At 60.6% G+C, this 22,709-nt stretch carries 22 protein-coding genes and 1 tRNA gene; 16 read left to right on the top strand and 7 right to left on the bottom strand.

Annotated features, from left to right (window positions below; translation table 11 throughout):
- Positions 1 to 110 precede the first annotated feature (110 nt).
- On the top strand, positions 111 to 1,673 hold the full coding sequence (locus QX126_RS21355; RefSeq protein WP_315783448.1) for an ABC transporter substrate-binding protein: 1,563 nt from the start codon (positions 111 to 113) through the stop codon (positions 1,671 to 1,673).
- Here QX126_RS21355 and QX126_RS21350 read toward each other — a convergent pair.
- Positions 1,660 to 2,643 carry a LysR substrate-binding domain-containing protein gene (locus tag QX126_RS21350; protein WP_315783493.1) on the bottom strand — a complete coding sequence of 328 codons (984 nt, stop codon included), beginning with the start codon at positions 2,641 to 2,643 and terminating at the stop codon, positions 1,660 to 1,662. The two genes, QX126_RS21355 and QX126_RS21350, sit on opposite strands and share 14 nt — an antisense overlap.
- A 20-nt stretch (positions 2,644 to 2,663) precedes the next feature.
- Between QX126_RS21350 and QX126_RS21345 the strand changes: the two genes are divergently transcribed.
- The 7 genes from QX126_RS21345 to QX126_RS21315 all read left to right on the top strand — a co-directional run bounded on the left by QX126_RS21345 (position 2,664) and on the right by QX126_RS21315 (position 9,345).
- Positions 2,664 to 3,782, top strand: a complete 1,119-nt coding sequence (locus QX126_RS21345; protein ID WP_315783446.1) for an FAD-dependent oxidoreductase — start codon at positions 2,664 to 2,666, stop codon at positions 3,780 to 3,782.
- Positions 3,763 to 4,056, top strand: coding sequence for a (2Fe-2S)-binding protein (locus QX126_RS21340; RefSeq protein WP_315716423.1), 294 nt, complete (start codon positions 3,763 to 3,765; stop codon positions 4,054 to 4,056). The genes QX126_RS21345 and QX126_RS21340 overlap by 20 nt, the downstream gene beginning before the upstream one ends.
- Complete coding sequence (locus tag QX126_RS21335) at positions 4,053 to 5,450, top strand: FAD-dependent oxidoreductase (RefSeq protein WP_315783444.1); 1,398 nt, start codon at positions 4,053 to 4,055, stop codon at positions 5,448 to 5,450. The genes QX126_RS21340 and QX126_RS21335 overlap by 4 nt, the downstream gene beginning before the upstream one ends.
- A gap of 76 nt (positions 5,451 to 5,526) precedes the next feature.
- Positions 5,527 to 6,465: an ABC transporter permease gene (locus QX126_RS21330; RefSeq protein ID WP_315754288.1), complete on the top strand. Its 939-nt coding sequence runs from the start codon at positions 5,527 to 5,529 to the stop codon at positions 6,463 to 6,465.
- Positions 6,462 to 7,331: an ABC transporter permease gene (locus QX126_RS21325; RefSeq protein ID WP_315783442.1), complete on the top strand. Its 870-nt coding sequence runs from the start codon at positions 6,462 to 6,464 to the stop codon at positions 7,329 to 7,331. Before QX126_RS21330 ends, QX126_RS21325 begins: the two co-directional genes overlap by 4 nt.
- A gap of 5 nt (positions 7,332 to 7,336) precedes the next feature.
- The gene (locus QX126_RS21320) at positions 7,337 to 8,332 is read left to right on the top strand and encodes an ABC transporter ATP-binding protein (RefSeq protein WP_315716419.1); all 996 of its coding nucleotides are present in this window, start codon (positions 7,337 to 7,339) and stop codon (positions 8,330 to 8,332) included.
- On the top strand, positions 8,332 to 9,345 hold the full coding sequence (locus tag QX126_RS21315) for an oligopeptide/dipeptide ABC transporter ATP-binding protein (RefSeq protein ID WP_315783440.1): 1,014 nt from the start codon (positions 8,332 to 8,334) through the stop codon (positions 9,343 to 9,345). The genes QX126_RS21320 and QX126_RS21315 overlap by 1 nt, the downstream gene beginning before the upstream one ends.
- Before the next feature lie 127 nt (positions 9,346 to 9,472).
- Here QX126_RS21315 and QX126_RS21310 read toward each other — a convergent pair whose 3' ends face one another.
- A complete protein-coding gene (locus tag QX126_RS21310) occupies positions 9,473 to 10,453 on the bottom strand; it encodes a response regulator transcription factor (protein WP_315783438.1) in 981 nt (326 codons plus the stop codon).
- A gap of 328 nt (positions 10,454 to 10,781) precedes the next feature.
- On the opposite strand from QX126_RS21310, the gene QX126_RS21305 reads away from it, so the two are divergent.
- From QX126_RS21305 to QX126_RS21280, 6 genes are all read left to right on the top strand, one after another.
- A complete protein-coding gene (locus tag QX126_RS21305) occupies positions 10,782 to 11,705 on the top strand; it encodes a sugar phosphate isomerase/epimerase (protein WP_315783437.1) in 924 nt (307 codons plus the stop codon).
- 364 nt (positions 11,706 to 12,069) lie between these two features.
- A complete protein-coding gene (locus tag QX126_RS21300) occupies positions 12,070 to 13,173 on the top strand; it encodes an NAD/NADP-dependent octopine/nopaline dehydrogenase family protein (RefSeq protein ID WP_315773519.1) in 1,104 nt (367 codons plus the stop codon).
- A 31-nt stretch (positions 13,174 to 13,204) separates the two neighbouring features.
- Positions 13,205 to 14,167: a DMT family transporter gene (locus QX126_RS21295; RefSeq protein WP_315783436.1), complete on the top strand. Its 963-nt coding sequence runs from the start codon at positions 13,205 to 13,207 to the stop codon at positions 14,165 to 14,167.
- A 215-nt stretch (positions 14,168 to 14,382) separates the two neighbouring features.
- Positions 14,383 to 15,762: an MmgE/PrpD family protein gene (locus QX126_RS21290; RefSeq protein WP_315783433.1), complete on the top strand. Its 1,380-nt coding sequence runs from the start codon at positions 14,383 to 14,385 to the stop codon at positions 15,760 to 15,762.
- 1,118 nt (positions 15,763 to 16,880) lie between these two features.
- The gene (locus QX126_RS21285) at positions 16,881 to 17,075 is read left to right on the top strand and encodes a transcriptional regulator domain-containing protein (protein ID WP_315754303.1); all 195 of its coding nucleotides are present in this window, start codon (positions 16,881 to 16,883) and stop codon (positions 17,073 to 17,075) included.
- 4 nt (positions 17,076 to 17,079) lie between these two features.
- A complete protein-coding gene (locus QX126_RS21280; RefSeq protein WP_315773526.1) occupies positions 17,080 to 17,655 on the top strand; it encodes a DUF2285 domain-containing protein in 576 nt (191 codons plus the stop codon).
- A gap of 110 nt (positions 17,656 to 17,765) precedes the next feature.
- Here QX126_RS21280 and QX126_RS21275 read toward each other — a convergent pair whose 3' ends face one another.
- On the bottom strand, positions 17,766 to 18,263 hold the full coding sequence (locus tag QX126_RS21275) for a helix-turn-helix domain-containing protein (RefSeq protein ID WP_315783431.1): 498 nt from the start codon (positions 18,261 to 18,263) through the stop codon (positions 17,766 to 17,768).
- A 794-nt stretch (positions 18,264 to 19,057) separates the two neighbouring features.
- On the opposite strand from QX126_RS21275, the gene QX126_RS21270 reads away from it, so the two are divergent.
- Positions 19,058 to 20,247 (top strand): IS3 family transposase gene (locus QX126_RS21270; RefSeq protein WP_315783430.1). Its coding sequence is split into 2 segments (ribosomal slippage): positions 19,058 to 19,307 and positions 19,307 to 20,247, totalling 1,191 coding nucleotides; the frame shifts between segments, so codons are not numbered across the junction.
- 216 nt (positions 20,248 to 20,463) lie between these two features.
- Here QX126_RS21270 and QX126_RS21265 read toward each other — a convergent pair.
- The gene (locus QX126_RS21265) at positions 20,464 to 20,643 is read right to left on the bottom strand and encodes a hypothetical protein (RefSeq protein WP_315783428.1); all 180 of its coding nucleotides are present in this window, start codon (positions 20,641 to 20,643) and stop codon (positions 20,464 to 20,466) included.
- A 53-nt stretch (positions 20,644 to 20,696) separates the two neighbouring features.
- Positions 20,697 to 21,182 (bottom strand): hypothetical protein, encoded by a 486-nt coding sequence (locus QX126_RS21260; RefSeq protein WP_315783426.1) that lies wholly within the window; start codon positions 21,180 to 21,182, stop codon positions 20,697 to 20,699.
- Between the two features lie 177 nt (positions 21,183 to 21,359).
- Between QX126_RS21260 and QX126_RS21255 the strand changes: the two genes are divergently transcribed.
- Entirely contained in the window at positions 21,360 to 21,596 is a 237-nt protein-coding gene (locus tag QX126_RS21255; RefSeq protein WP_015670204.1) for a multiprotein-bridging factor 1 family protein, read from the top strand.
- A 197-nt stretch (positions 21,597 to 21,793) separates the two neighbouring features.
- Here QX126_RS21255 and QX126_RS21250 read toward each other — a convergent pair.
- Positions 21,794 to 21,870 (bottom strand) — tRNA-Arg (locus QX126_RS21250).
- A 308-nt stretch (positions 21,871 to 22,178) separates the two neighbouring features.
- The gene (locus QX126_RS21245) at positions 22,179 to 22,583 is read right to left on the bottom strand and encodes a YccF domain-containing protein (protein ID WP_315735400.1); all 405 of its coding nucleotides are present in this window, start codon (positions 22,581 to 22,583) and stop codon (positions 22,179 to 22,181) included.
- Positions 22,584 to 22,709 lie beyond the last annotated feature (126 nt).

Below are 22,709 nucleotides of genomic sequence, written 5' to 3'. Positions count from 1 at the left end.
CCATAACGCCCAAGAATAGGCCTCCTTGATTTCGGACTTTGACAGAGACGCGGGACTCTTCCAGCCTGATGCGTGGGCAACGGGCGAGGCACCGGATGAAGTACGTCTCTATGAAGTACGTCTATATGTTGGCTTTCTGCATCGCCGTCGCGGTGAACGCGACCGGTGATGTGTCTGCAGCGGAAGCCCCGGGGACCACGCTGCAAATCGGGGCCGGTGGATCAGACATTACCACGCTTGACCCGCATCGTGCGACGACCAGCACCGACAAGCCGCTGATCGGCCTGATGTTCAACGGCCTGGTTCGATTCAAGCCAGGGAGCGCTGATCCCAAGGATCTTGAACCCGATCTCGCCGAGCGCTGGGAAACGTCCCCAGACGGACGAATCTGGACCTTCTTCATCCGAAAGGGTGTCAAGTTTCACGGCGACTGGGGCAGCCTCACCGCAGATGATGTCGTCTACTCGCTGACACGTGCCGCAGACCCCAGCCGATCGAGCTTCGCTGCAGACTTCTCCGCGGTGGAGAGCATCGCCAAGGTAGACGGGTCCACCGTTCGCATGACCCTGAAGTATCCAGATCCGAATTTCCTCGGCCGCTTGTCCAACTATCACGGCGGAAACATTGTCTGCAAAAGAGCAGTGGAGGAGCTCGGAGACAAGTTTTCCTCCAACCCCGTCGGTACGGGTCCGTTTGCGTTTTCAGAGCATGAAACGCAGCGGCATGTGAAGCTGGTCGCAAACGAGGGCTATTTCCGCGGCCGGCCGCAGATCAGCAATATCATGTACCGTACGATCCCCTCCGACAGCGCCCGCGAGCTCGCCTTTGCGTCCGGAGAGCTCGACGTCATCCAAGGTCGGCGCGAGCAACGCTGGGTCGATATGACCCGCCAGCGCGGCAACATGGTCGTTGATGTCTTCCGTCCAGGAGAGTTTCGAACGCTTCACATCAACAGCAGTATTCCGCCGCTCGATGACCTGAAGGTCCGACAGGCAATCGCCGCTGCGGTCAATCTCGACGATCTCGTGCAGTTTGTCGGTAAGAGCGTCAGTCTGAAAGGCTGCTCGGTCGTGCCCCCGGGCTATATCGGAGAGGACTGTTCATCTGGGGCTTATGCTTACGATCCGGTGAAGGCCAAGGCGCTTCTGGCCGAAGCGGGCTACCCAAATGGCGTGACGCTCAAGGTCGTGGTGTCCAATATCTCGGCTATCCTGCCGACAATGGAAATCATTCAGCGCCAGCTCGCAAAGGCCAGTATCAAGCTGGATATGAGCGTTGTCGATCACGCCACCTATCAGAGCCAAATTCGCGGCAATGCCAGCGCTCTGGTGTTCTATGGCGCCGCCAGATTTCCGGTCGCCGACACGTACCTGACCGAGTTTTATCACTCGAGCTCGAGCATCGGAAAGCCGACGGCGGTGGCCAATTTCTCCCATTGCGACGTTGCGGATGCCGACATACAGGCGGCACGGGTGGAAGGCAGTGTGGAGCGGCAGCAGGAACTGTGGAAAGAGGCCCAGCGCAAGATCCATGATGCCGTCTGTTCTGTTCCGCTGTTTGAGCTTCAGCAGGTCTGGGGCCATAGCAAGCGCGTCAATTATGGCTATGAGCTCAAAGGAGCAATGAATCTCGCTCCGCCGATTACCGAAGCGACAACACTTATGCCACGCTGAGCGACTCCTGGGAGAGCCGTGCAGCCGTCGTGCGCGCCTGCTGGAGGAAGGCGTCGACCAGACTTGCATTGCGGCTGTCGCGCATTCGACAGAGCTGGAAGTCGTAGGACAAAGCGGGCTCAAAGCGTCTGATGGCCAGACGGTCCTGAAGCCCGCTGAACATCAAAGGGTGCACCAGCGCGACGCCGAGGCCGGCTGCCACGAATTCGCACAGGGTCGGCGAGACATTGGCAACGAGCACGGTGTTGGGTCTGACGTTGTAGGCGTCGAACATCGCCGCAATGCACTGACCGGCCTGGCTCTCAGGATCGAAAGACACGAAGGGAATGTTGTCGAGATCGTCCGGCTCCACAACGTTCTTCATGGCGAGGGGATGATCGGTCGGCATGATGCAGACGAGCGGGTGCTGGGTCAGCGGTTCGGCGATCACATAGGGATTGTCGATCCGCGAGCTGACAAGGCCGACATCGAGCTTGCGTGTGACCAGCCAGTCCACGATCCATTCCGAGCTGCGTGACTTGACCGAGCAGAACACGTTGGGATGCTGCTGCAGGAAGCCCATCGTCGCCTGCTGGATGAACGAACGCGACAAAGCCGGCATGACTCCGACAAGAAGCTGCCCCTGCTCCTCGCGGCGGATGGCCTCGACGGCATTCTCCACCTGGCGGACACCTGAAAAAATACGATCAATCTCCTTGTAAAGCCGCATGCCGCGCTCTGTCGGAGCAAGGCGGCCCTTGACGCGATCGAACAGGCTGAGCCCGGTATCCTCTTCGAGATGAGCGATCAGTTTGCTCATCGCGGGCTGGGAGATGTTGAGGATCAAAGCGGCTCGGCTGATCGAGCCGCTCTCGATCACCGCTTTGAACGCCTCAACCTGTCTGAGATTGATCTGACGAGCCATCCCATAACCCTGAAGAATACAGCCAGAGATTTTCGACTTTGACCAAATATCTCTTTTTGTCGTCATATTGGGCAAGAGGAAATCTGATGCATCCTGAGATAATAGTTATCGGTGCGGGCACGGTTGGTGCTGCGATCGCTTATGGGCTTGCGCGAAGACAACGCCGAGTGCTCGTGCTCGACGGTGACGATCGCGACCATCGTGCGGCGCGGGCCAATTTCGGCCTTGTTTGGCTACAGGGCAAAGGCCAGAACATGCCCGCCTATCAGCAGCTGTCACGCCGTAGCGTCGACATGTGGTCCGACTTTGCGTCGGAACTCACTGATCTGGCCGCGTTGGATCTTCAGTATGAGCAGAATGGCGGTTTGGCGTTCTGCCTCGGAGATGACGCGTTCGAGAAGCGCCGCCTGGACCTTCAGCGGCTGCAGAATCAGCTCGGCGGAGCGGAGGCGGATTGGCGGATGCTCGATCGCGCTGAACTGGCCAAACTGCTTCCGAAGGTTCGATTGGGGCCTGACGTGGCCGGCGCCAGCTTCGGCCAGCGGGACGGGCATGCCAATCCGCTCCAGCTCCTTGCGGCTCTTCATGCCGGAATCCTGCGTCTGGGTGGAGATCTGCGCCGAAACGCTGCGGTGCGGCAGATCGTGCCCAGCGAGGCGGGCTTTACGGTGACGTTCGGAAACGAAACGGTCAGTGCGCCGCGCGTGCTGATCGCTGCCGGTCTCGGGTCTCAGGCGCTGGCGCGGCAAGTGGGTCTTGAAATCCCGCTGCGGCCTCAACGCGGGCAGATCCTGGTGACCGAGCGCCTTGAGCCATTTCTGCCTCTGCCGACGAGTGGCTTGCGTCAAACCCGGGAAGGCACCGTGATGATCGGTGCTACCCATGAGGAGACCGGTTTCGATAGCTCCGCGACCGCGATCGCGGCGGCAGATCTCAGTCGGCGGACGCTTCGCATCGTGCCGGGGCTTGCTGAGGCAAAATTGGTTCGGCAGTGGGCTGGGTTGCGCATCATGACGCCTGATGGGTGTCCCGTCTACGCCCAGTCCCAGAAGCACCGGGGAGCCTTCGTGGCGTTGTGCCATTCAGGCGTCACGCTTGCAGCTCTGCATTCCACCGTCTTGGCCGATGCCATCTCGGCCGGCCAGTTGCCGGATTCGCTCGATATCTTTCATCAGAGTCGCTTTGATGTTTCGAAAGCTGCATGAGCCCGCTGAGACCGTGACTGTCTACGTCGAAGGCAAGCCTGTCACGGCGGAGCCGGGCGAAAGCCTGGCAGCCGTGCTGCTCCGGCAGGCTGTCGTCTGGTCGCGCCCCACGCCGGTCAAAGGGAGCGGGCGAGCTCCCTATTGTATGATCGGCGTCTGCTTCGACTGTCTCGCTCAGGTGGATGGAATCGCCTCGGTTCAGACCTGCATGACCCCGGTTCAGGAGGGCATGAAGGTTGAGCGCCAGCAGCGTAAGCGGTGCTTGCCGTCATGAGCACCACCGATCTTCTCATCGTAGGGGCTGGCCCTGCTGGCATGACAGCGGCCATCACAGCCCGCCGCTATGGAATTGACGTCCTGGTTGTGGACGATCAAAGTTCGCCTGGCGGGCAGATCTGGCGCTCGGTCGAAACCCAAGCGGCGACCCCGAGGGGAGCCGTCCTTGGAAGGACTTATCAGGACGGAAAGGCTGCGACCGATGCATTCCGCGCCAGCGGCGCGCGGTACGAGCCTCGTACACAGCTTTGGCAGGTCGAACCTGGTTTTCGTGCCTTCGTGACCCATGATGGCAAGGCCCGGACGATCGAGGCGCGCGCCATCATCCTCGCAACCGGCGCCCAGGAGCGGCCTGCTCCCTTCCCAGGCTGGACACTGCCGGGAGTCCTCACGGTGGGTGCCGCTCAGGTCCTGTTGAAGACCGCCGGGCAGATCCCCTCCAAGCCAGTCTGGGTCGCTGGTTGTGGCCCGTTGCCGCTGCTCTACCTCGTTCAGTTGCTCAACGCCGGAGGTCAGATCGCCGGCTATCTGGACACGACACCGGCCGGGAGTCATTGGGCGGCGCTCCAACATCTGCCGAAGGCCCTGCGTGCCAGTGGGGCGCTCCTCAAAGGGCTCGCGTGGACGGCCGTCCTTCGACACCGGCGTGTGCCCGTCGTCCGTCATGTCATCGACCTCGTGGCGCACGGATCGGACCGGATCGAATCCATCAGCTATCGAACGGCCGATGCACAAGAGAAGACCGTTTCCGCGGACAATCTGTTTGTGCATGAAGGTGTCGTGCCGAACGTCCATGCACCGCTGGGGCTGGGCTGCGCGGTTGAATGGCGTGACGAGCAGGATTGCTACGTCCCGGTTCTCGATCAATGGGGTGAAACGACCAAAGCCGGTATCTTCATTGCCGGGGATGGCGCGGGCATTGCTGGCGCGAAGGCCGCGCAATTTCGTGGGGCGCTCGCAGCACACAGGCTGGCAGTCAAGCTCGGCTATGCGGACGAGCAGATCGTGCTCAAGGAAGCGTTGCGCGTTCAAAAGAGTTTGGCTCGCGAACTTGCCTTGCGGCCCTTTCTTGACACCATGTTCAGACCCCGCGGCAGGATTTTTAGTCCGTCCGATGAGACTGTCATATGCCGCTGCGAGGAGGTCACGGCAGGAGAGATCCGGGCGATGGCGCAGATCGGCGGCTCCGGCCCGAACCAGATCAAGGCCTTCACGCGTGCAGGGATGGGCCCCTGCCAGGGGCGGCAATGCGGTTATACCGTCACCCGCATCCTCGCGGAAATCCAGGATTGTCCTATAGGGGAGATCGGCTTCTATCGAGTCAGGCCCCCGCTCAAGCCCGTGACGCTTGGAGAGCTGGCCACACTCGATCAAAAGGAGGAGGTGTTGTGAGGCACTTTCCTTGTCTGGAGAGAAGAGTTCAGTCCGAACATTCTGGTTTCTGTTCGCGAATGTGCTGGGTGATCCAATGATCAGCTTTGCCTTCAAGCGGCTGTTGCTGGCCATCCCCACCTTGCTGGTGATGCTGACAGCAATCTTCGTGCTGGTGCGTCTCGTTCCGGGTGATGCGGCATCCGTCATCCTTGGCGACCAGGCAACCGAAGCCTCGCTTCGCGCGATGCGAGCCCGGCTCGGGCTCGATCAGCCGATCCAGGTCCAATATCTTCACTTTCTCGGTGAGGTGCTCACCGGAAATCTCGGGCAATCGCTGAGCAGCGGCCGGACTGTCGTGCAGGAGGTCCTGCTGGTGTTGCCCTCGACGATCCAACTCACCTTGGCGGCCATCGTGATCGGAATCGTCCTGGGTCTGCCGCTCGGAATCCTCGCCGCGCTCGGCCGCAACAGCTGGATCGACTACGTCTCGCGGCTGGTCTCGTTGGTCGGGCTATCGTTCCCAGCGTTTGTGTCAGGCATTCTGTTGCTCATCGTATTCGCAATCCAGCTGGGATGGTTCCCCGTTCTCGCGTCCGATAGCACTGATCCGATCGAGCGATTACGAAGCCTTGCCTTGCCTGCGCTGAATCTCGGCTTGATCCTGATGGCCTATGTGGTGCGTGTCACGCGGTCATCCATGCTGGGAGTCCTTGGTGAGGATTACATCCGCACAGCGCGCGCGAAGGGAGTGACTCCCACCCGCCTCGTCATGCGACACGCTCTGCGCAATGGCCTCATTCCGGTGGTTACCGTTGTTGGCCTCTACTTCGGTACGTTGATCGGAAATTCGGTGCTCACGGAGATCATCTTCAACCGGCCCGGCCTCGGCAAGCTCATCTTCGGGGCACTCAACGCTCGCGACTATACGCTGCTCGAGGGGCTGATGATCATCTTTGCCATCTGCGTCATCGTCGTGAATACGCTGACGGACATTACCTATGGGCTTATCGATCCGCGGGTGAAATACAAATGACGGTCGGGGTTGCATCGGCTGCAGTGTCGCAGCCTAGTCGATTGTGGCTGGCCTTCTCCAGAAATCCTCTCTTCTGGCTGGGTGCGCTGCTCCTCGCGCTCATCATCGTCGTGGCGGTGCTCGCGCCGCTGATCGCGCCTCATGACCCGCTGGAGCAGAATATCGTGGCCAGGCTCGAGCCGCCGTCAGCGGAGTTTCTGTTCGGAACGGACAATTACGGCCGAGATGTCCTGTCCCGTCTGATCTATGGAGCCCGCATCTCCCTGATGGTCGGTTTCGTCGCTATCCTGATTGCGATGACGATCGGCTGCACGATAGGAATCGTTGCGGGTTATGTCGGAGGAGCGCTGGATCAGCTCGTGATGGGGGTGCTCGATGTGATGCTCTCGTTTCCAGCTCTCCTGCTCGGCCTCATGATTGCGGCGATGCTCGGCGCCAGCCTTCAGAACCTGATCATTGCAATCGCAATCACGGAGATCGCGCCGTTTGCGCGAGTTGCCCGGGCGCCAACGATTGCATTGAAGCAGCAGGACTTCGTGATCGCGGGCCGAGCGCTTGGGTTCGGACCCGTCCGGATCATGGGGGTTCATATTCTCCCCAATCTCATCTCGGATGTGGTGGTGATGAGTTCACTATGGATGGCTTCCGCGATTCGCACGGAAGCATCGCTGAGCTTCATCGGGCTAGGCGTTCCGCCACCGACACCGACCTGGGGCAGCATGATCCGCGAAGGGTTCGACAACATCCTCGACGCCTGGTGGCTCGCGGTCTTCCCAAGCCTTGCGATCTTGTTGACCGTGCTCGCCCTCAATCTCCTGGGAGACGCTCTGCGCGACGCCATCGACCCAAAGCTGCGGGGGGAATAGCAGGCATGACATCGTTTCCTAGGCCAGCTCTCGACCTGCGCAATCTGCGGACCGAATTCCGAATCGGCGGCCATTGGTACCCGGCAGTACGAAACGTCTCGGTATCACTGATGCCAAACGAGACGCTCGCGGTCGTGGGCGAGTCGGGCAGTGGCAAGAGCGTCACGGCCCTGTCCATCCTACGGCTGCTTCCGCATGCCGGTGCTCGCATCCAAGGCGGAGAGGTGTTGTTCGAGGGTCAAGATCTGGTGACCTTGTCCGAGCGGGACATGAGCACGATCCGGGGCAATTCGATTGCGATGATCTTCCAGGAGCCGATGACGAGTCTCAATCCGACCATGACCGTGGGAGACCAGATCGCGGAGGCGATCCTCATTCATCGCGGAGGGTCGCGCATGGAGGCCAAGGCTGAGGCGCTTCGGCTCTTGGCGGAGGTCAAGATTCCATCGCCGAAGAGCCGACTAGATGAGTATCCGCATCAATTTTCGGGAGGGATGCGCCAACGCGTCATGATTGCCATGGCACTTGCCTGCCATCCGAGGGTTCTTCTGGCCGACGAGCCGACGACGGCACTCGATGTGACGATCCAGGCGCAGGTGCTGACTCAACTCGAAGAGCTCAAACAGGCCTACGGAATGTCGATGCTGTTCATCACGCACAATCTTGGCGTGGTTGCGCAGATCGCCGACCGCGTTGCCGTGATGTATGCGGGCGAGATTGTCGAGCTTGCGACTGTCGACGCGCTGTTCGCAAAGCCCATGCACCCTTATACGGCGGCGTTGCTGCGCGCCATGCCGCGAGCCGACCGGGCCAGCGAGAGTCTGGAGCCGATCCCCGGCAGCGTTCCCGCCCTGTCTGCTGTTCCAGCAGGCTGCGCCTATGCGCCCCGCTGCCCGTTCAAGGACCGCAGCTGTACCGAACTGCACCCAGAGCTCGTATCATCAGGTGATCCCGGACATTTGGTGCGCTGTCCCGTCAGACCGGTCGGAGGAGTGCATTGATGACGACATCCCTGGGAAGCGGCGACTTTGTTGTACGTCATCTTTCGAAGACCTTCGTGAGACACGGAGGTTCAGGCGCCAGATGCGTCCGGGCGGTCGATGATGTGTCTTTCCGCATTCCAAAGGGGGCTTCCCTTGGCCTCGTGGGCGAGTCCGGTTGTGGCAAGTCAACGGTCGCGCGTACCATCCTTCGGCTCATTGAGCCCGATAGCGGATCAATCTTATTCGACGGCATCGATGTCCGCGCCGCCAAGGGGGCCACCTTGCGCGCGTTGCGGCGCCGGATGCAGATCGTGTTTCAGGATCCGTATTCTTCGCTCAACCCGCGCCGAACAATCCGGCAGACTCTGGAAGAACCCCTTCGTGTTCATCTGCGACTCTCGTCCAAGGACATCCGCGAGAAGGCGGAAGCCGCCATGCTCGAGGTCGGGTTGCCGCGAGACGCACTGGAACGCTACCCGCACGAGTTCTCCGGCGGACAGCGGCAACGGATTGGCATTGCACGGGCGCTGGTCTTGGATCCCGAACTGGTCGTCGCAGACGAGGCCGTTTCTGCTCTCGATGTGTCGGTCCAGGCGCAAATTCTTCGACTGCTGGAGGGGCTGCGCGAACGCCGCGGCCTGTCGTTCTTGTTCGTTTCGCATGATCTCGGGGTGGTCCGCCATTTCTGCGACCGAGTCTCCGTCATGTATCTTGGGCGCATCATCGAAGAGGGGCCGACGGCAGATGTTCTTGACCGTCCGTTGCATCCTTACACCAGGCTTCTGCGCGACAGTTATCCAGTGCCGGATCCGAGGGCCCGCCGGCCTCTGATCCAGATCGTGGGAGAGGTTCCTTCTGCAGCCAATCCGCCTCCGGGCTGTGGCTTTCATCCGCGTTGCGCGCGAGCGGAAGGTCTATGTTCCGTCGAAAGGCCGCAGTTGGAGACATCGGGGGACGGCCGATTCCGGGCATGCTACTTCCCGGAAACAAGCGAGATCGCGTGGGGGGGCCTGCGCATCGGAGCGCGATGACTTGAAGCCCCGCCAAAGAAGTTCATTGGCGAGTGTGCCGTGATCGTAATCCAGTCGCCCAATTCCTTGGATTGAAGTCGACCGAGCGGAAGCTTCGCTGGAGGCTAGCGCGAGAGCCGCTCCCTGATCAGCGGCGAGCGGGGCTTATCCGATCCGATCGGTGCAGCATTCGCGCGTTGCTGACCGGCTCAGGTCGGGGAAGGTAGGTGGCAGGTCCGTCCGGGGCGAAGTCGAGCGAATAGCCCAATCCTCGCACCGTACGGATATAGTTCGGCTCGCCACGTTCACAAAGAGCCTTGCGAATCCGGCTGATATGAACATCGATTGAGCGAACGGCGTTCTCCTGAGTATGTGCTCGAATGCTGGATAGGATCTGCTCCCGAGAAAAGACCTTTCGGGGGCATTCGAGGAGCTGTTGCAAGATCCGATATTCGACGGGGCAGAGGCGAATGCAGCGCGCTCCTCGGGAGACGCGATGCGCGTCGGACTCCATGACAATGTCGGCAAATCGAAGCACTTTGGGACTGGAACAAGTCGATTCGCGCAGAAGGCCACGCAGCCGGTCGATGAAGATGTCCGGAAGAAACGGCTTCAATATATAGCTTGTCCGATCCGCATGGACGCACGCCTCCTCGAGGTGAGGCGATACGCTTGCCATGATCAGCGTCGGGACATTCTGCGTTGCAGGGTCCCGGTGCAACTGTTCGAGCGCGAAGGCTACGCGATCCCCGCACGATACATCGTCCAGGGCGATCAAGCCGGGGCGCGCGGCGGTGGCGGAGGCGATCGCATCTGTCAGGGTGTCAGTCAGCATGCAGTCGAAGCCGTTGCTCTCGAGAATGTATTTGAGCAGGCTCGTGAATCCCTTGTCGCCGACCAGCAGGACGCGTGGTCTCGAAGGCACGGAGATGGAGCGGCCTTCGTCGCGGGCTCTAGAACCAGGCGCGGATATCTGGTCGCATCCCGCCGCGGATTGGTCGACCCCCGAATCCGGTGTCCAGCCGGTCGCGAATGCAAGGCCCTTGTCCTGATTTTTAGCTGAGTTTGCGACACTGCAGAACTCCTCGGCAGGCTCGTCACTGCCAGCTAGGACTGCCTTGTGCACCATTCCAATCTCCATCATGTGTCTGCATCATCGGATGCAGTAGAGCAGCTTCCGGCGCGCGCGGAAGCTACCAAGCCGGATAGGGGGCTGGACGTGTACGGCTGCCGTCGGCAACCTTGGGACGGGTACGGATCCGTGAATGGTGATGCAATTCCGCATATGGCGGTCGTCGCTGCGGAACAAGAAGACTGCGCTCCGGACCGCGGACCTCTACCAGGGTTGGTAGTGGCAGTGTGTGGTCGGCCGCCCTATCTTTGCGGTGCAGGCTCTCCGTGCCGCAGCCGGTCGCAAGTCATCAAGCTTTGGCGCGTCCAGTCGAAGGATCCATGATATGATTTTCGGAGAGGCGCAGATGGTCAGCCGCATCGGATTTGTGCAGGGTGATCTGATGGAGCCGGCTGACAAGAGAGGACGAGGCTTTCTCACGGATTGCTGGCGCGAGGAATTCTCGGTTGCCCAAAAAGTCGGCTTCGAATTGATCGAGTGGAGAATCGGTGACGAGCCGATCCTGATGAATCCTGTGATGTCGACCACCGGACGAGATCAGATGCGGCGGCTTAGTCGCGAGTGCGACATCTGCATTCCATCGCTGTCCGCCGACTTCATGATGCAATCCCCCTTCTACAAGGTCACCGGCCGTGAGCATTGGGCGAGGCTCGATCTGCTCGGTGCCGTGATCGAGGCGTGTGCTGAGATCGGCATCAAGCTCCTCGTGGTGCCACTCGCGAACGGCGGGCAACAGCTTTCCCCCCGCGAGGCGGCGGCACTTCGATCCGGACTGGATCGGCTTGCGCCGCTCCTCGAGGCTTGCGGCGTCGTCCTCTCCCTTGAGTCTGATCTCGATCCGCCGCTCTTGGCATCGCTGATCGAACCATACCCGGCAGACCGGTTCGGCATCACATACGCGGTTGGATGTCGAGCTTCGACGAGCGCTGATGCGCATGAGGCCCTTGCCGCCTGCGGCAACCGGATCGTGAACGTCCACCTGAAGGACTGGAATTTGCACGTCAACCGCGCTTCGCCGTCTCGTCAGCGAACCAACCTCGCCGGCGCGCTCAATCAGCTGAGACTCGCAGGTTATCGGGGCGATCTTATTCTTCAATCGACCCCTGGTAACTGTCGAGCAGCATTGCTCGCCCAGTATGGTGCCATGGCTGCGACCTGGTGGAGCTTCGGTGGGCCAGATCATCTCAGTCTTGCTCCAGGGATGGTCGAGGCGAACGAGAACCTGCAACAGCTGTCGCATACGCGGTGAGCTTGGAGCTCGACGCCACGCCGAGACGAATTCCCTGCAGGCTGTGACTTCGCACCTCTCTGCATGAATTGGTGCGTCCCAGAGCTCGCTTTGGACGAAGCATGATCCTGGCGGTTGCCCTTGACCGAGCGAGGATGACGCCTCCGCGCGCGTGAACAAGTCGTGCAAAGATAAAGGCGATCTGTTGACTGCAAAGGCAAGTCAATGCGCGCATCTTTGCGTTTCCTCGCCAGCCCATTATTAGTGTCAGAGGCGCATACGTTAGCGAGATGCTTCCGTATGTTTACAGGATTATTATGTTGACCGGATCGCGCTGCTCCAAGAATACTTGAATCTACGTTAGGTTGCGTCATGGAGCAGCGACATGCAGACGTCGGTTTCGATCATTGGTGCCGGGAATTGCGGATGTGCGTTCGCGGCCGATCTTGCCAGTCGAGGAGCGAACGTACTGTTGTACGCGCATCCCGAGCATCGCCGGCACGCGGAGACAATCGACCGCAACGGCTATCTGGAAGCAGGCCTCAAGATCGAAGGCCGCTTCCATCCGGATGTCAGCTCGGACATGGCCGACGTCGTCCGGTTCTCCAAGTTCATCATCATCACGGTCCCGTCATATGGCCATGAGGCCGTCCTGAGCGAACTCGCAAAGTTCGACCTCAGCAAGCATGTCGTCATTTCGATCACGGGCAACTTCTTCGCTCTCATGGCGCGCAGACAAATCAATGCGCGGTACATCCTCGAAACCGCCACGGCGCCCTACGCCTCGAGAATGCAGGATGGCAAGGTGACGGTGATGGGCATCAAGAGCATCATGCCGATCGCAGCGATGCCGGTCGACGTCAGTGAAGCGTTGCGCGATGAGATTGGCGCGATCTTCCCGATGCCGCTGGAGTGGCGCAGCAATGTTCTCGAGATCGGCATGTCTTGCATTACCGGAGTGATTCATCCGACGCCGGCGCTGATGAACGCCGGATGGATCGAGACGCGAAGGGGCGACTTCTATTTCTATCGTGAAGGAATGTCGGCGTCGGTCGCCCGCGTCATCGACGAAGTCGACAAGGAGAGAATGGCGATCGCCAGGGAATTTGGCTTCAAACCGCAGTCTGTCGTGGCGATCATGAACAGCTACTACGACAGGGCCTTCGCCAGTTTCGGCGAGTTCGCCAGAGAGACGGTCGAACACAACACGACCAAGATGGCACCGACGCACATGCGCGACAGGTTTATTGTGCAGGACGTTCCATACGTTCTGGTTCCCTGGTTCGAGCTCGGCGTCAAGGTCGGCCTCCATTCCACCGCGATCAAGTCGATCATCGATCTGGCCTCCATCGTCAACGAGACGGACTATCTGGAGACCGGCCGAAATCTGCGCAGGCTGGGACTGGATGCGGCTTCCAAGGGCCAGGTGATCGAGACATTCAGCGCACCGCTTGCGCCCTGGGACGATGAGCTTCGCCGTATCGCGTAGATCTTGGCCGCTTCTCGACCATGAGGCTTGTATGACGATCATCAGCAGCCGGCAGGACGTGCCAAACAGCTCGGTGTCATCTCACCTGCCGGCGATCGGCTATAAGGTGCTCTCGGCAGCGGTGCTCGCCGTCATGTTCGCCTTGATCAAGAAGTTGGGCGGCGAGTACCCCGTGGGACAGATCGTCTTCGTTCGGAGTTTCTTCGCTCTGCTGCCGATTCTCTGGCTTGTCCGGCGTCTCGGCGGTTATCGCGTGCTTCGCACCGAGCGGCCGGGCGCTCATCTGCGCCGCTCCGTTGCCGGTCTTTGCTCCCTCTTCTTCAGCTTCACGGCGGTCGGGATGCTGCCGCTCGCGACCGCGACGGCGCTGGGCTACGCAGCACCGTTGTTCATTACGCTGTTTGCCATTCCCTTGCTCGGGGAGAGCATTCGCCTCCATCGTCTTGTTGCCGTCGTTTTCGGATTTGGCGGCGTGCTGCTGATGGCCCATCCCGATGGCCGGGGGCTCTCCTCGGGAGTCTTGTTCGCGCTGGCCGGTGCGGTGGCTACGGCCCTTGCATTGATCTCCATCCGCAAGATGCGGGACACCGAGACGAGCATGGCCATTGTTTTCTACTTTTCGCTGTCGGGCACATTGGTGAGCGCAGCGACACTGCCGTTCTCTGCAGTCTGGCCGAGCGTGACTGACTTGCCGATCCTCGTCACAATTGGTGTTCTGGGCGGCGCTGCTCAGATTCTGCTCACCAAGGCCTACCAGATGGCGCCGGCGAGCGTCGTTGCACCCTTCGAATACGCCACCTTCGTCTTTGGCTTTCTGCTCGGTCTCCTCGTCTGGCGTGAGATGCCGGTCCCGATCGAGCTGGCCGGGATTGCCGTCGTGATCGCCTCAAATCTCTTCATTGCGATGTACGAGCAGCTGGCCGGAGTTTCGCCAAAGCTTCGCCTGCCCGGCAAGTGGCACCACACCGCGACGGTCCGCGCCAAAACCGACTGAAATGATCGGCGCGGATCCGGCTCAACCCCATAACTCCGACGAATAGGTGCTCGCAAAATTCGACTTTGACTTCCTGCTGCCATTCGCGCGGAAGATGCTCAAAGGCCAGCTTCGTGCCACATCGATAGAGTTCGGTTTGCCAATCATGAGTCGGACGGCTGCGCTACCTCACCTCGTCCGATCAGCACACATGTTGAAGATCCCTGGAGGCCCGCATGACATACACCGCTGCCGAGCTGTTGGCCGAATGGGTCAGCGCGAGCAAAGTTCCAGAAGAAGCCCGGATCAGCGCGGCGAAATGCGTGCTCGATTTGATGACCGCCGCGATAGCCGGCCATGAGACGCCAAACGCGGTGGCCGTGCGCCGAATAGCGAGCGCGACCTGGGGCCATGGACCGGCGGCGATGTGGTTCTCAGGAGAGCGGTCGACCGCTGCGGGGGCAACCTTCGTCAATGCGGCCTGCGCGTGCTCGCTCGACCTGGATGATGGCCACCGCGCCGCTTCGGGGCACCCCGGCGCAGCGATCATTCCGGGGGTATTGTCACTGCTCGGCAGTCCGTCCTTGGATGGGCAACGGGCGCTTGCCGCCATTGCCATCGGATATGAGATAGGCATTCGTATTTCTGCTGCCCGGGATCTGCGAAGCGTCCCGACGGTGAACAGCGGCCTCTGGAGCGGTCAAGCCGTTGCGGCAGCGGTGGGTTGGCTGAGAGGGCTGTCGCAGAGCCAGATCGCACACGCGATCTCAATCGCTGGGACAACGGCACCGAGCCAGTCGGCTACTCCATACACCAGGTTCAGAGGCAACAGTGTCAAAGAGGGCATCCCATGGGGAGCTGCCAATGGCATCCTGGCGGCCGATCTGGCCAAGCAGGGCTTCACCGGACCGATCGACATTCTGGACAGTTCAGAACGTTACGATCGCGCGCGGCTTCTCGACGGGCTAGGAACGAGTTGGCTCATCAACAGCACCTATTTCAAGCCCTATAGTTGCTGCCGTTGGATTCACGCGCCGATTGACGCGCTGATCACATTGCTGAGCGATCATGACATTCATCCGGGAGCCATCATCAGCATCGATGTGGAGACCTTTGGGAGGTCGTTGACCCTGAGCAACGAGGTGGAGCCGCGTACGCTGGAAGGAGCGCAATACAGCCTTCCGTTCTGCCTCGGTGTCGCCGCGACCAGCGGCGCACCAGCGTTGCTCCCCTTGAGCAACGGGTCGCTGACAGACCAACGAGCCATCGAGATCGCTGGACGCGTCCACATGACGGTCAATCCCGAATTTGAGCTGATGTTCCCGGCTGCGGTTCCTGGGCGGGTTCGCATCACCACGGCTTCGGGCACCTTTGAGCGGACCGTGTTGGCGCCGAAGGGAGAACCTACGAACCCCATGAGCTGGGACGACATCGGGTTCAAATTCCAAGCCATTGCAGCTGGTCGCGCTGATGCTCGTGTCGCGGCTGGGATTCCAAATGCGATCGGCGCGTTGCGAAGGGGAGATGTTGCGCCGTTGCAATCGATGCTGGAAGCAAGGCTGTTCGCCAGCTCGAATGACGCGTCGCCCGTCGAGCGGCTTGAGGTCGCCCAGTAGGCCCAGCGAGCGATGAGACGGCGGCAAAGAGTCATCCTGGCAACAGGTCTATACAGATGGCTTTGTCCCATCCCCTGGACGGGAGCGTACGTGTGAAGCCGGCGAGGAGGGACCGGCCACTCAGTTTCTGCATATCGGGAAATCCTTCAGTGCGGTGAAGACGACGCTACGGTCGCCGTCGACGTGAAAGCGCCATACGTCAATCGGATCGACCTTTAGTCTCTGTTTGAAATCTTGTTTTGAGCAGCGAGAAGGCCGGCATGGTCAAGACACCAGTTTTCATCGGACCTAGCGTCGCAACGGATGCTCCTTCCCTTGCACGAGCGGATACTGCCCGTCTGCTCTGTCCCCATCGGGCAGATTGCGGGACGAACTGGCGGTGGTCAAAGGCGAACCTTGTGTTCGCAGCAAAGCTGCTCGGCTGCTTGCGCACAGGAACGTCACCGCCACCATCTGCGCTCGAATGGTCCGGATTTGTTGAGCACTGGACTGTCATCGTTCGCGACGACATATGTGTGCTTGAGGGAACGGTATGGCGTCTCCCATTGTGCCAGGGCAGCTTGGCTGCACCTCTTTTGGCTATTGATCCTGCCGCAGGGTGGGCGCGCGCGCTCGGGGAATGGCTTACGATAGGGGCGCCTCACAAGAGCACCGGCGTAGCAGGACTTCGTCCGGAGCTGATCTCCGATCGTGCTGCACGATGGCTGGAACATCAGCTCGCCCCCGCAGATTGAGCTGTGGCCCAGATCGCTTGACCGAAATTGCCAAGGGCGGACGAAGCGCTTCTCAAACGGGTGTGAGCGCCATTTGAGAGCGCGCGTGAGCTTCGAGCGTAAGCAAACTTGATAGGGTCGCGCGACCGCCGCCGATCTGCTGAAATCCTTAGCAAAGTGGACCTGAGGCAAGGCTGGTATGCCGCAGACAGCAGCGGGGCCTCATCATCGCTGCCCGGAATCGCGCGATTTGAGTGAAACCGAAAGTCCCAGGAATACGCAAAATCCACTGTGTTGCGCTCGATCGGTGTCAACTCCGCAGATTGATAGCCCCGTGCAGGAGCCCTCGTTGCTAGCCTCTGCATACGTTGGTGAGAGAGCGGAAATGGTAGGGACGAGTGTGTAATGAGCGAGTTCAACTGGCGGTCGTCCGAATCTTACAAGAAGCTCGAAACAGCCGATGCGGCCGACTTTGCCTGGGAATGTCTACGTCGTAATCCAGACTATCGGCGAGATTACAGCGATCTGCTTGCACAAGACAAAGACGGCCCGACCGATCCTGAATTCCGGCAGCGATGGGGGCTTTCTTTTCGCGGCTGACCCAATGCGCCGGTTTGATGCTCAGGCCATATTCTGGGCGCCGGAAGTGCTGCCGACTGTGCTTCGGGTTGCTCCGACCTCGCAAGGTGCGCTCGCGCCATTCTCTCATCTCGACCTTCGCGGATCGCCCGGCGCCGAGCTGAGACGGGCGTCCGACGGCTGGTACGCGGTGCTGCAGTTGGGCGGCGCCACGCACCGGCTGATGCTCTCCCGGCTTCCGGCGAAGGGGACGGCCGTGGCTGTCGAACTGCCGCTCGACCGTGATTTCGATTTGCAGACGCGCGCGGCCTATCGGCTTTGGACGGCGCTGAGACGAGGTCCGATCCGGCTGCCGGCTCACACCGGGCCCATTCAGCAGCGCCGGCGCCTCGTTCTTGCGCTGCGCGCCTTGGATGGCCGCCTCGAGGGCCAGAATTATCGGGCGATCGCCACGGTTCTGTTCGGGTCCGAGCGAGTTGAAGATCGGGGATGGAAAACGCACGACCTGCGCAGCCGGACGATCCGGCTGGTTCAAACAGGTCAGACCCTGATCCGAGGCGGCTATCGAAATCTGCTGCGTAGCCAACGGCGATCAGCATGATCGGCGCGCTGGTCCGTCTCGCAGCCGCCGCGGACGTCGACCCTCTGGCAAGGACTGCATCAGGGGATGCGAAAACTCAGTCATTCGGCTTGGCCGATGTCCTGAGCGCATTACTCGTCGTCGCGCGAGCGGAGAAGTTCAGCCATCTGCAGCGCCTTTCGGCGAAGCCGCTCGTCGGATATGCCGAAATAGAGCTCGAGCAGTTGGCGAGATTCGCGTTTGGTCACAAGCTCACCGAAGTCCACCGTCTGCTCATGAGACGCCTCTGGCACAGCGGCGCCTGCCTTGACGTCAATCTCGTCAAAGAACCACGTGATCGGAACAGCGAGCTGGTTTGCGATTTCGTACAGCCGAGATGCGCTGATCCGGGTCTCGCCCGCTTCATACTTTTGAATGAGTTGAGCTGTCACGCCGAGGCGTCTTGCCAGGTCATCCTGGCTGAGATCGAGCAGGTTCCGTCGCAGGCGCAAGCGCGTTCCCACGTGCTGATCGACATGATTGGGCTTCTTGGATGACCTCCTGAGCCGCTTGCCTTGGTTTGAAGCTTCGGCAGATCCTGGCAACGGCATGCGCCGGGATTGCCGCTCGAGGAGCAGCCGGACTATCATTACGGCCAATGGTCCGTGGCGTTTACGACTATGTGCTTCGTACAGGCAAGCCGCTCTTCGACGACGTTGATGCCGTCATCCGGCGCCCGCACCGAAATGACAGGTTGCGGGTGCACTACAGGCGCCTCATCCTTCCCTGCGGTTCGACTGGCTCCAGACCAGCTCGGCTTGTCGGTGCGTCTCTCGTCGAGAACGTTACATCAACCCCTTGATAGCTGCGCGATGCAGTACGAGGATGATTGATGCACCCCTGATGGCGAGTGGTTGAGTGCGGTCTTGCGAGCTTTCCGGCTGTTGAGCGGCCCGCTTGCAATGCGTCAATTGCCTTGAAACCTGGCAGTTCGTGCTTGGGTCCGCAGCAACGCGGCGCGGCATGCCTTTGGCTCAATTCAGGCGCGACATGTCGCAACCGTCTGCTCAACCGGAACCGTTGATTGCGCCGTCCCATGATATGACGCGGATGGGACGGTTCGGACGGCCACAGCGACTGCGAATGACCAAGCTGGCACCGGCAAGAATGGAAGATTGGTCCGTTCGCGCCACAGCATGCATTCTGACCGCGCGGGTGTTGAGGCTGGCCGTGAGGCGGGCCCGCGGAACATCTCAGGGCATGATCTGGGAGATCGAGGTTCATTCTGGATGGCGCAACGATCGGACCCCGCATCGGCTTCCAAACGTGCGTCCGCGCCATGACGGAGGCCGTTCAGCGCCGTGCCGAGTGAGGCGAACAGGTGACCTTGCCCCTCGGGCTTAATCCAGTTTGAAGTTCGTTCTGGCCCAACGAGGACCAGAGCATGAAGCGCAGCCGCTTTACGGAAGAGCAGATCATCGGGATTTTGAAAGAGCACGAGGCCGGCGTTCCGGTCGCCGATCTGTGCCGCAAGCATGGCGTGAGCGACGCCAGCATCTACAAGTGGAAGGCCAAGTTCGGCGGAATGGACGTCTCGGAGGCCAAGCGGCTGAAGACGCTGGAGGACGAGAACACGCGGCTCAAGCGGCTGCTGGCGGACGCCATGCTGGACAATGCAGCGCTGAAGGATCTCCTGGGAAAGAAGTGGTGACGCCCGCGGCGAAGCGGAAAGCTGTCGCACATCTCGTGGGCGTTCACGGGATGAGCGAACGGCGGGCGTGTAAAGCCATCGGCTGTTGCCGCATGACAGTCAGATATCGGACGAGCCGGGCCGATGATGCCGGGCTGCGGCAGCGCATGAGGGCGATCGCCCATGAGCGCCGCCGCTTCGGCTATCGTCGCCTGCACGTCCTGCTCAAGCGGGAGGGCTACCTGGTCAATCACAAGAAGCTGTTCCGGCTGTACCGGGCGGAACGGCTCACGGTGCGCCGCAGAGGTGGCCGCAAGCGGGCCCTCGGCACACGAGCACCGATGACGGTGCCGCTGCTCTCGAATGATCGCTGGTCGCTCGACTTCGTGTCGGATCAGATGACCGACGGCCGGCGCTTCCGCATCCTGACCGTGGTCGACGACTGCACCCGCGAGTGCCTGGCGCTGGTGGCCGACACTTCACTCTCGGGCGCCCGGGTCGCCGGGGAGCTGGACCGGCTGGTCGCCGAGCGCGGCAAGCCCAAGATGGTGGTGAGCGACAACGGCAGCGAGCTCACGAGCAATGCCATCCTGACATGGACCGATCAGAGCCGTGTCGCCTGGCACTACATCGCACCGGGGAAACCCATGCAGAACGCCTTCATCGAGAGCTTCAACGGCCGCCTGCGGGATGAACTGCTGAACGAGACGCTGTTCACCTCGCTCGCCCAGGCCCGCGTTGCGCTCCGATGCTGGCAGGCCGACTATAACGACGCTCGACCGCACTCCCAGCTCGGATGGAAGACGCCATCCGAGTTCGCGGCCACCTGCAATCCGCGTCGGGATCTGGCGCTGCGCTATGTCGAGAGCTCCGCGCCAGCTCCCGTCGCTACCACCGCCCGGATGGGCACATCCAACCGCCCGAACGAACTCAGATCTGGATAAAACTTGGGGGCAAGGTCAGGTAAACTATCGGAAAGCCGGCAACGCGCTGAGTTCACGATGGCAGACGCGTTCGCTGAGATGAAACCCTATTTCCGGCCGTAGTGCGAATGGTGGGTTTGGTCTCGGGAGACCGAAAATGCTCTATCTTTCAATAAGGATTGACTGACACTCTCTCCTACACGCTACGAAAGCAGTCCGGAACACACCAGCAGTCCCTCAGTTCTGATCATCGAGGTGTGATCCCGAATGACGGTGCTTGATGTCTGTTTCGAGTTCGGCCGTGCGTTCAATCATGCTGTGGACAATCGTTTCACGGTCGAGCTTGGTTAGTCCGCGGATGCCACGTTCTCGCAACTCCTCTTCGAGGATCGCGGCCATGATCGATACGACGCTCATTCGCTCCAATCCTTGCATCGAAATTGAGCAGCATGAAGATCTGTAAGACGCGACTATTTCTCTTCTTTTGAGTTCGACTCGAAGGAAAATGGTCTGGAGGCCACGTCGCACACCGCTTCAATCAAGGAACGAACAGCCCGGGCATCCCAGTCGATCTGATCAATCGGCGCATCCCAATGTTCGGAAACGACGTAGGCTGCATGGCGAGCTTTTACGCCCAGACCGGCTAGAGTTCGTGCTGGTGTGGCCATAATGGCCTGTTCTATGGGCGCTAGATCCGCGAGCATGCTTTCAATTCGTTCGAGATGACTTGGTAATGCCGGATCGTACAAGGCTGCTATTTTGGTAATAGCCTCTTCGAACTGCTTGCCCAATACGATCAAGCCTGAATCGTCGTCCATTGCCTTCAACCGTATGTTGGCGAAGTCTGAAGCTGAACGTCTGTAGGCCTTGTCGGGATTGTCGCCGTCACGGCTGCCAGAGTGAGAACCGACTTTGGTCTGAGACTTGTAAGACGGTCGGGACGAGGGGGTCTTCATTGTTCAGGCATCCTCAACGAACGGCAACATGCACCGAAAATTGCGCGGACGGCTCAGTTCGGAAATCTCGCGGCTATCCACATGAGATCTCATTGTCAGTAGGGTTTATAATACCCTTAAGAGGTGTATTTATAACCTTATAGTGGCGCTTTTGCTAGGGGTGTCGATGGTGATCTCATGATCACCTCTCGACAAATTCGGGCTGCTAGAGCGTTGCTTGGCTGGTCCCAGCAGCAACTCGCGGACAAGGCGATCGTGTCGCTGAACGCCGTTGCCAGGCTCGAAGGCGGTGTCGTGGATTCTCGGATAAGTACGGTGCAAGCTGTTCAGGACGCTTTGGTCAAGGCCGGCATAGAATTTCTCGACGCCGACCAGAAGGGCGAGGGCGTGAGGCTCAAGAGCCCCAAGGCCTAACCAGCCCCAAATCTGTGCGCCCCGCTTGCCCCGATCGACGGCGTCAGGACCGAGGTTCGCAACTCAAGTAAATGAATTGGCTTCTAACGACCAACCGCAACCGGCGATGGCGCCGTTTCGCGCTGAACGCATTTCTCACGAGTGGCGGGTGATGTGCTGCTAGCTCATCTCGGCTTCCGAGAGAGCTATCCATTGGGTGGCGCACCCGACACGATTCGAACGTGTGGCCTTCGCCTTCGGAGGGCGACGCTCTATCCAGCTGAGCTACGGGTGCCTGCGCTGCTTACGCAGTGCTTACGCGGAAACTTCGTGGCTGTGAAGCGATCCGCGCCGATTTCTTAAGTCTCTGAAAACTCGATTTCTTTTTAGTTTCGCGCTCCCGGAAAACAGCTTGACATCTGCCTTCGGAGGGCAACGCTCTATCCAGCTGAGCTACGGGTGCGTACGGCAAATCGTTTAGCCGATTGCCCCGGCGACGGCAACGGCCTTGGATGCTCCCGGACCGGGCGGACGGCCGCTCGCGCCGCGAGGCACGCGGGCAGTTCGGCGGGGGGCGCGGCCGGCCCGCTCCCGCCGACCGCCCTACGCCGGCACGATGGTCTTGCCGATCGGCCACAAGGCGAGCCCGGCGAGCTTCAGATGGGCCCAGGCGAAGGGCAGGCCGATGATGCTCACCGCGAGCACGATTGCGGTCAGGAGGTGGCCGAGCGCCAGCCACCAGCCGGCCAGCACGAGCCAGATGATGTTGCCGAGCAGGCCGAGAACGCCGGTTCCTACGTCCTCCATGCCGGTGAGCTCGTCGCGGCGGACCGCGCGCGAGCCGAACGGCAGCAGCGTATAGGCGGCGATGTTGAAGGCGGCGCGGGACCAGGGCAGGCCGACGATCGTGATCGCCATCACGACCGCGGCGACCAGCCAGCCGAACGCCATGTAGGCGCCGCCGCACAGGATCCAGAGGATGTTCAGAAGCATGGAAACCGGCTGCATGACGACCTGCCAACTCCGTTGTTGCCGCTCCGGATATAGGAACGCCGCGCCGAGGCCGGTAGCGGGCCGGTCGTCGAAATCTGCGTGGCCTCGCGCCGCAGCCTCGGCCGGGACGGCCGGGCGTGG

Origin of the sequence: Bradyrhizobium sp. SZCCHNPS1003 (genome assembly GCF_032381555.1) — a bacterium.
Classification (GTDB): Bacteria; Pseudomonadota; Alphaproteobacteria; order Rhizobiales; family Xanthobacteraceae; genus Bradyrhizobium.
Note: the sequence above shows the minus strand (reverse complement) of the source record. Positions and strands in the feature narration are given on the sequence as shown.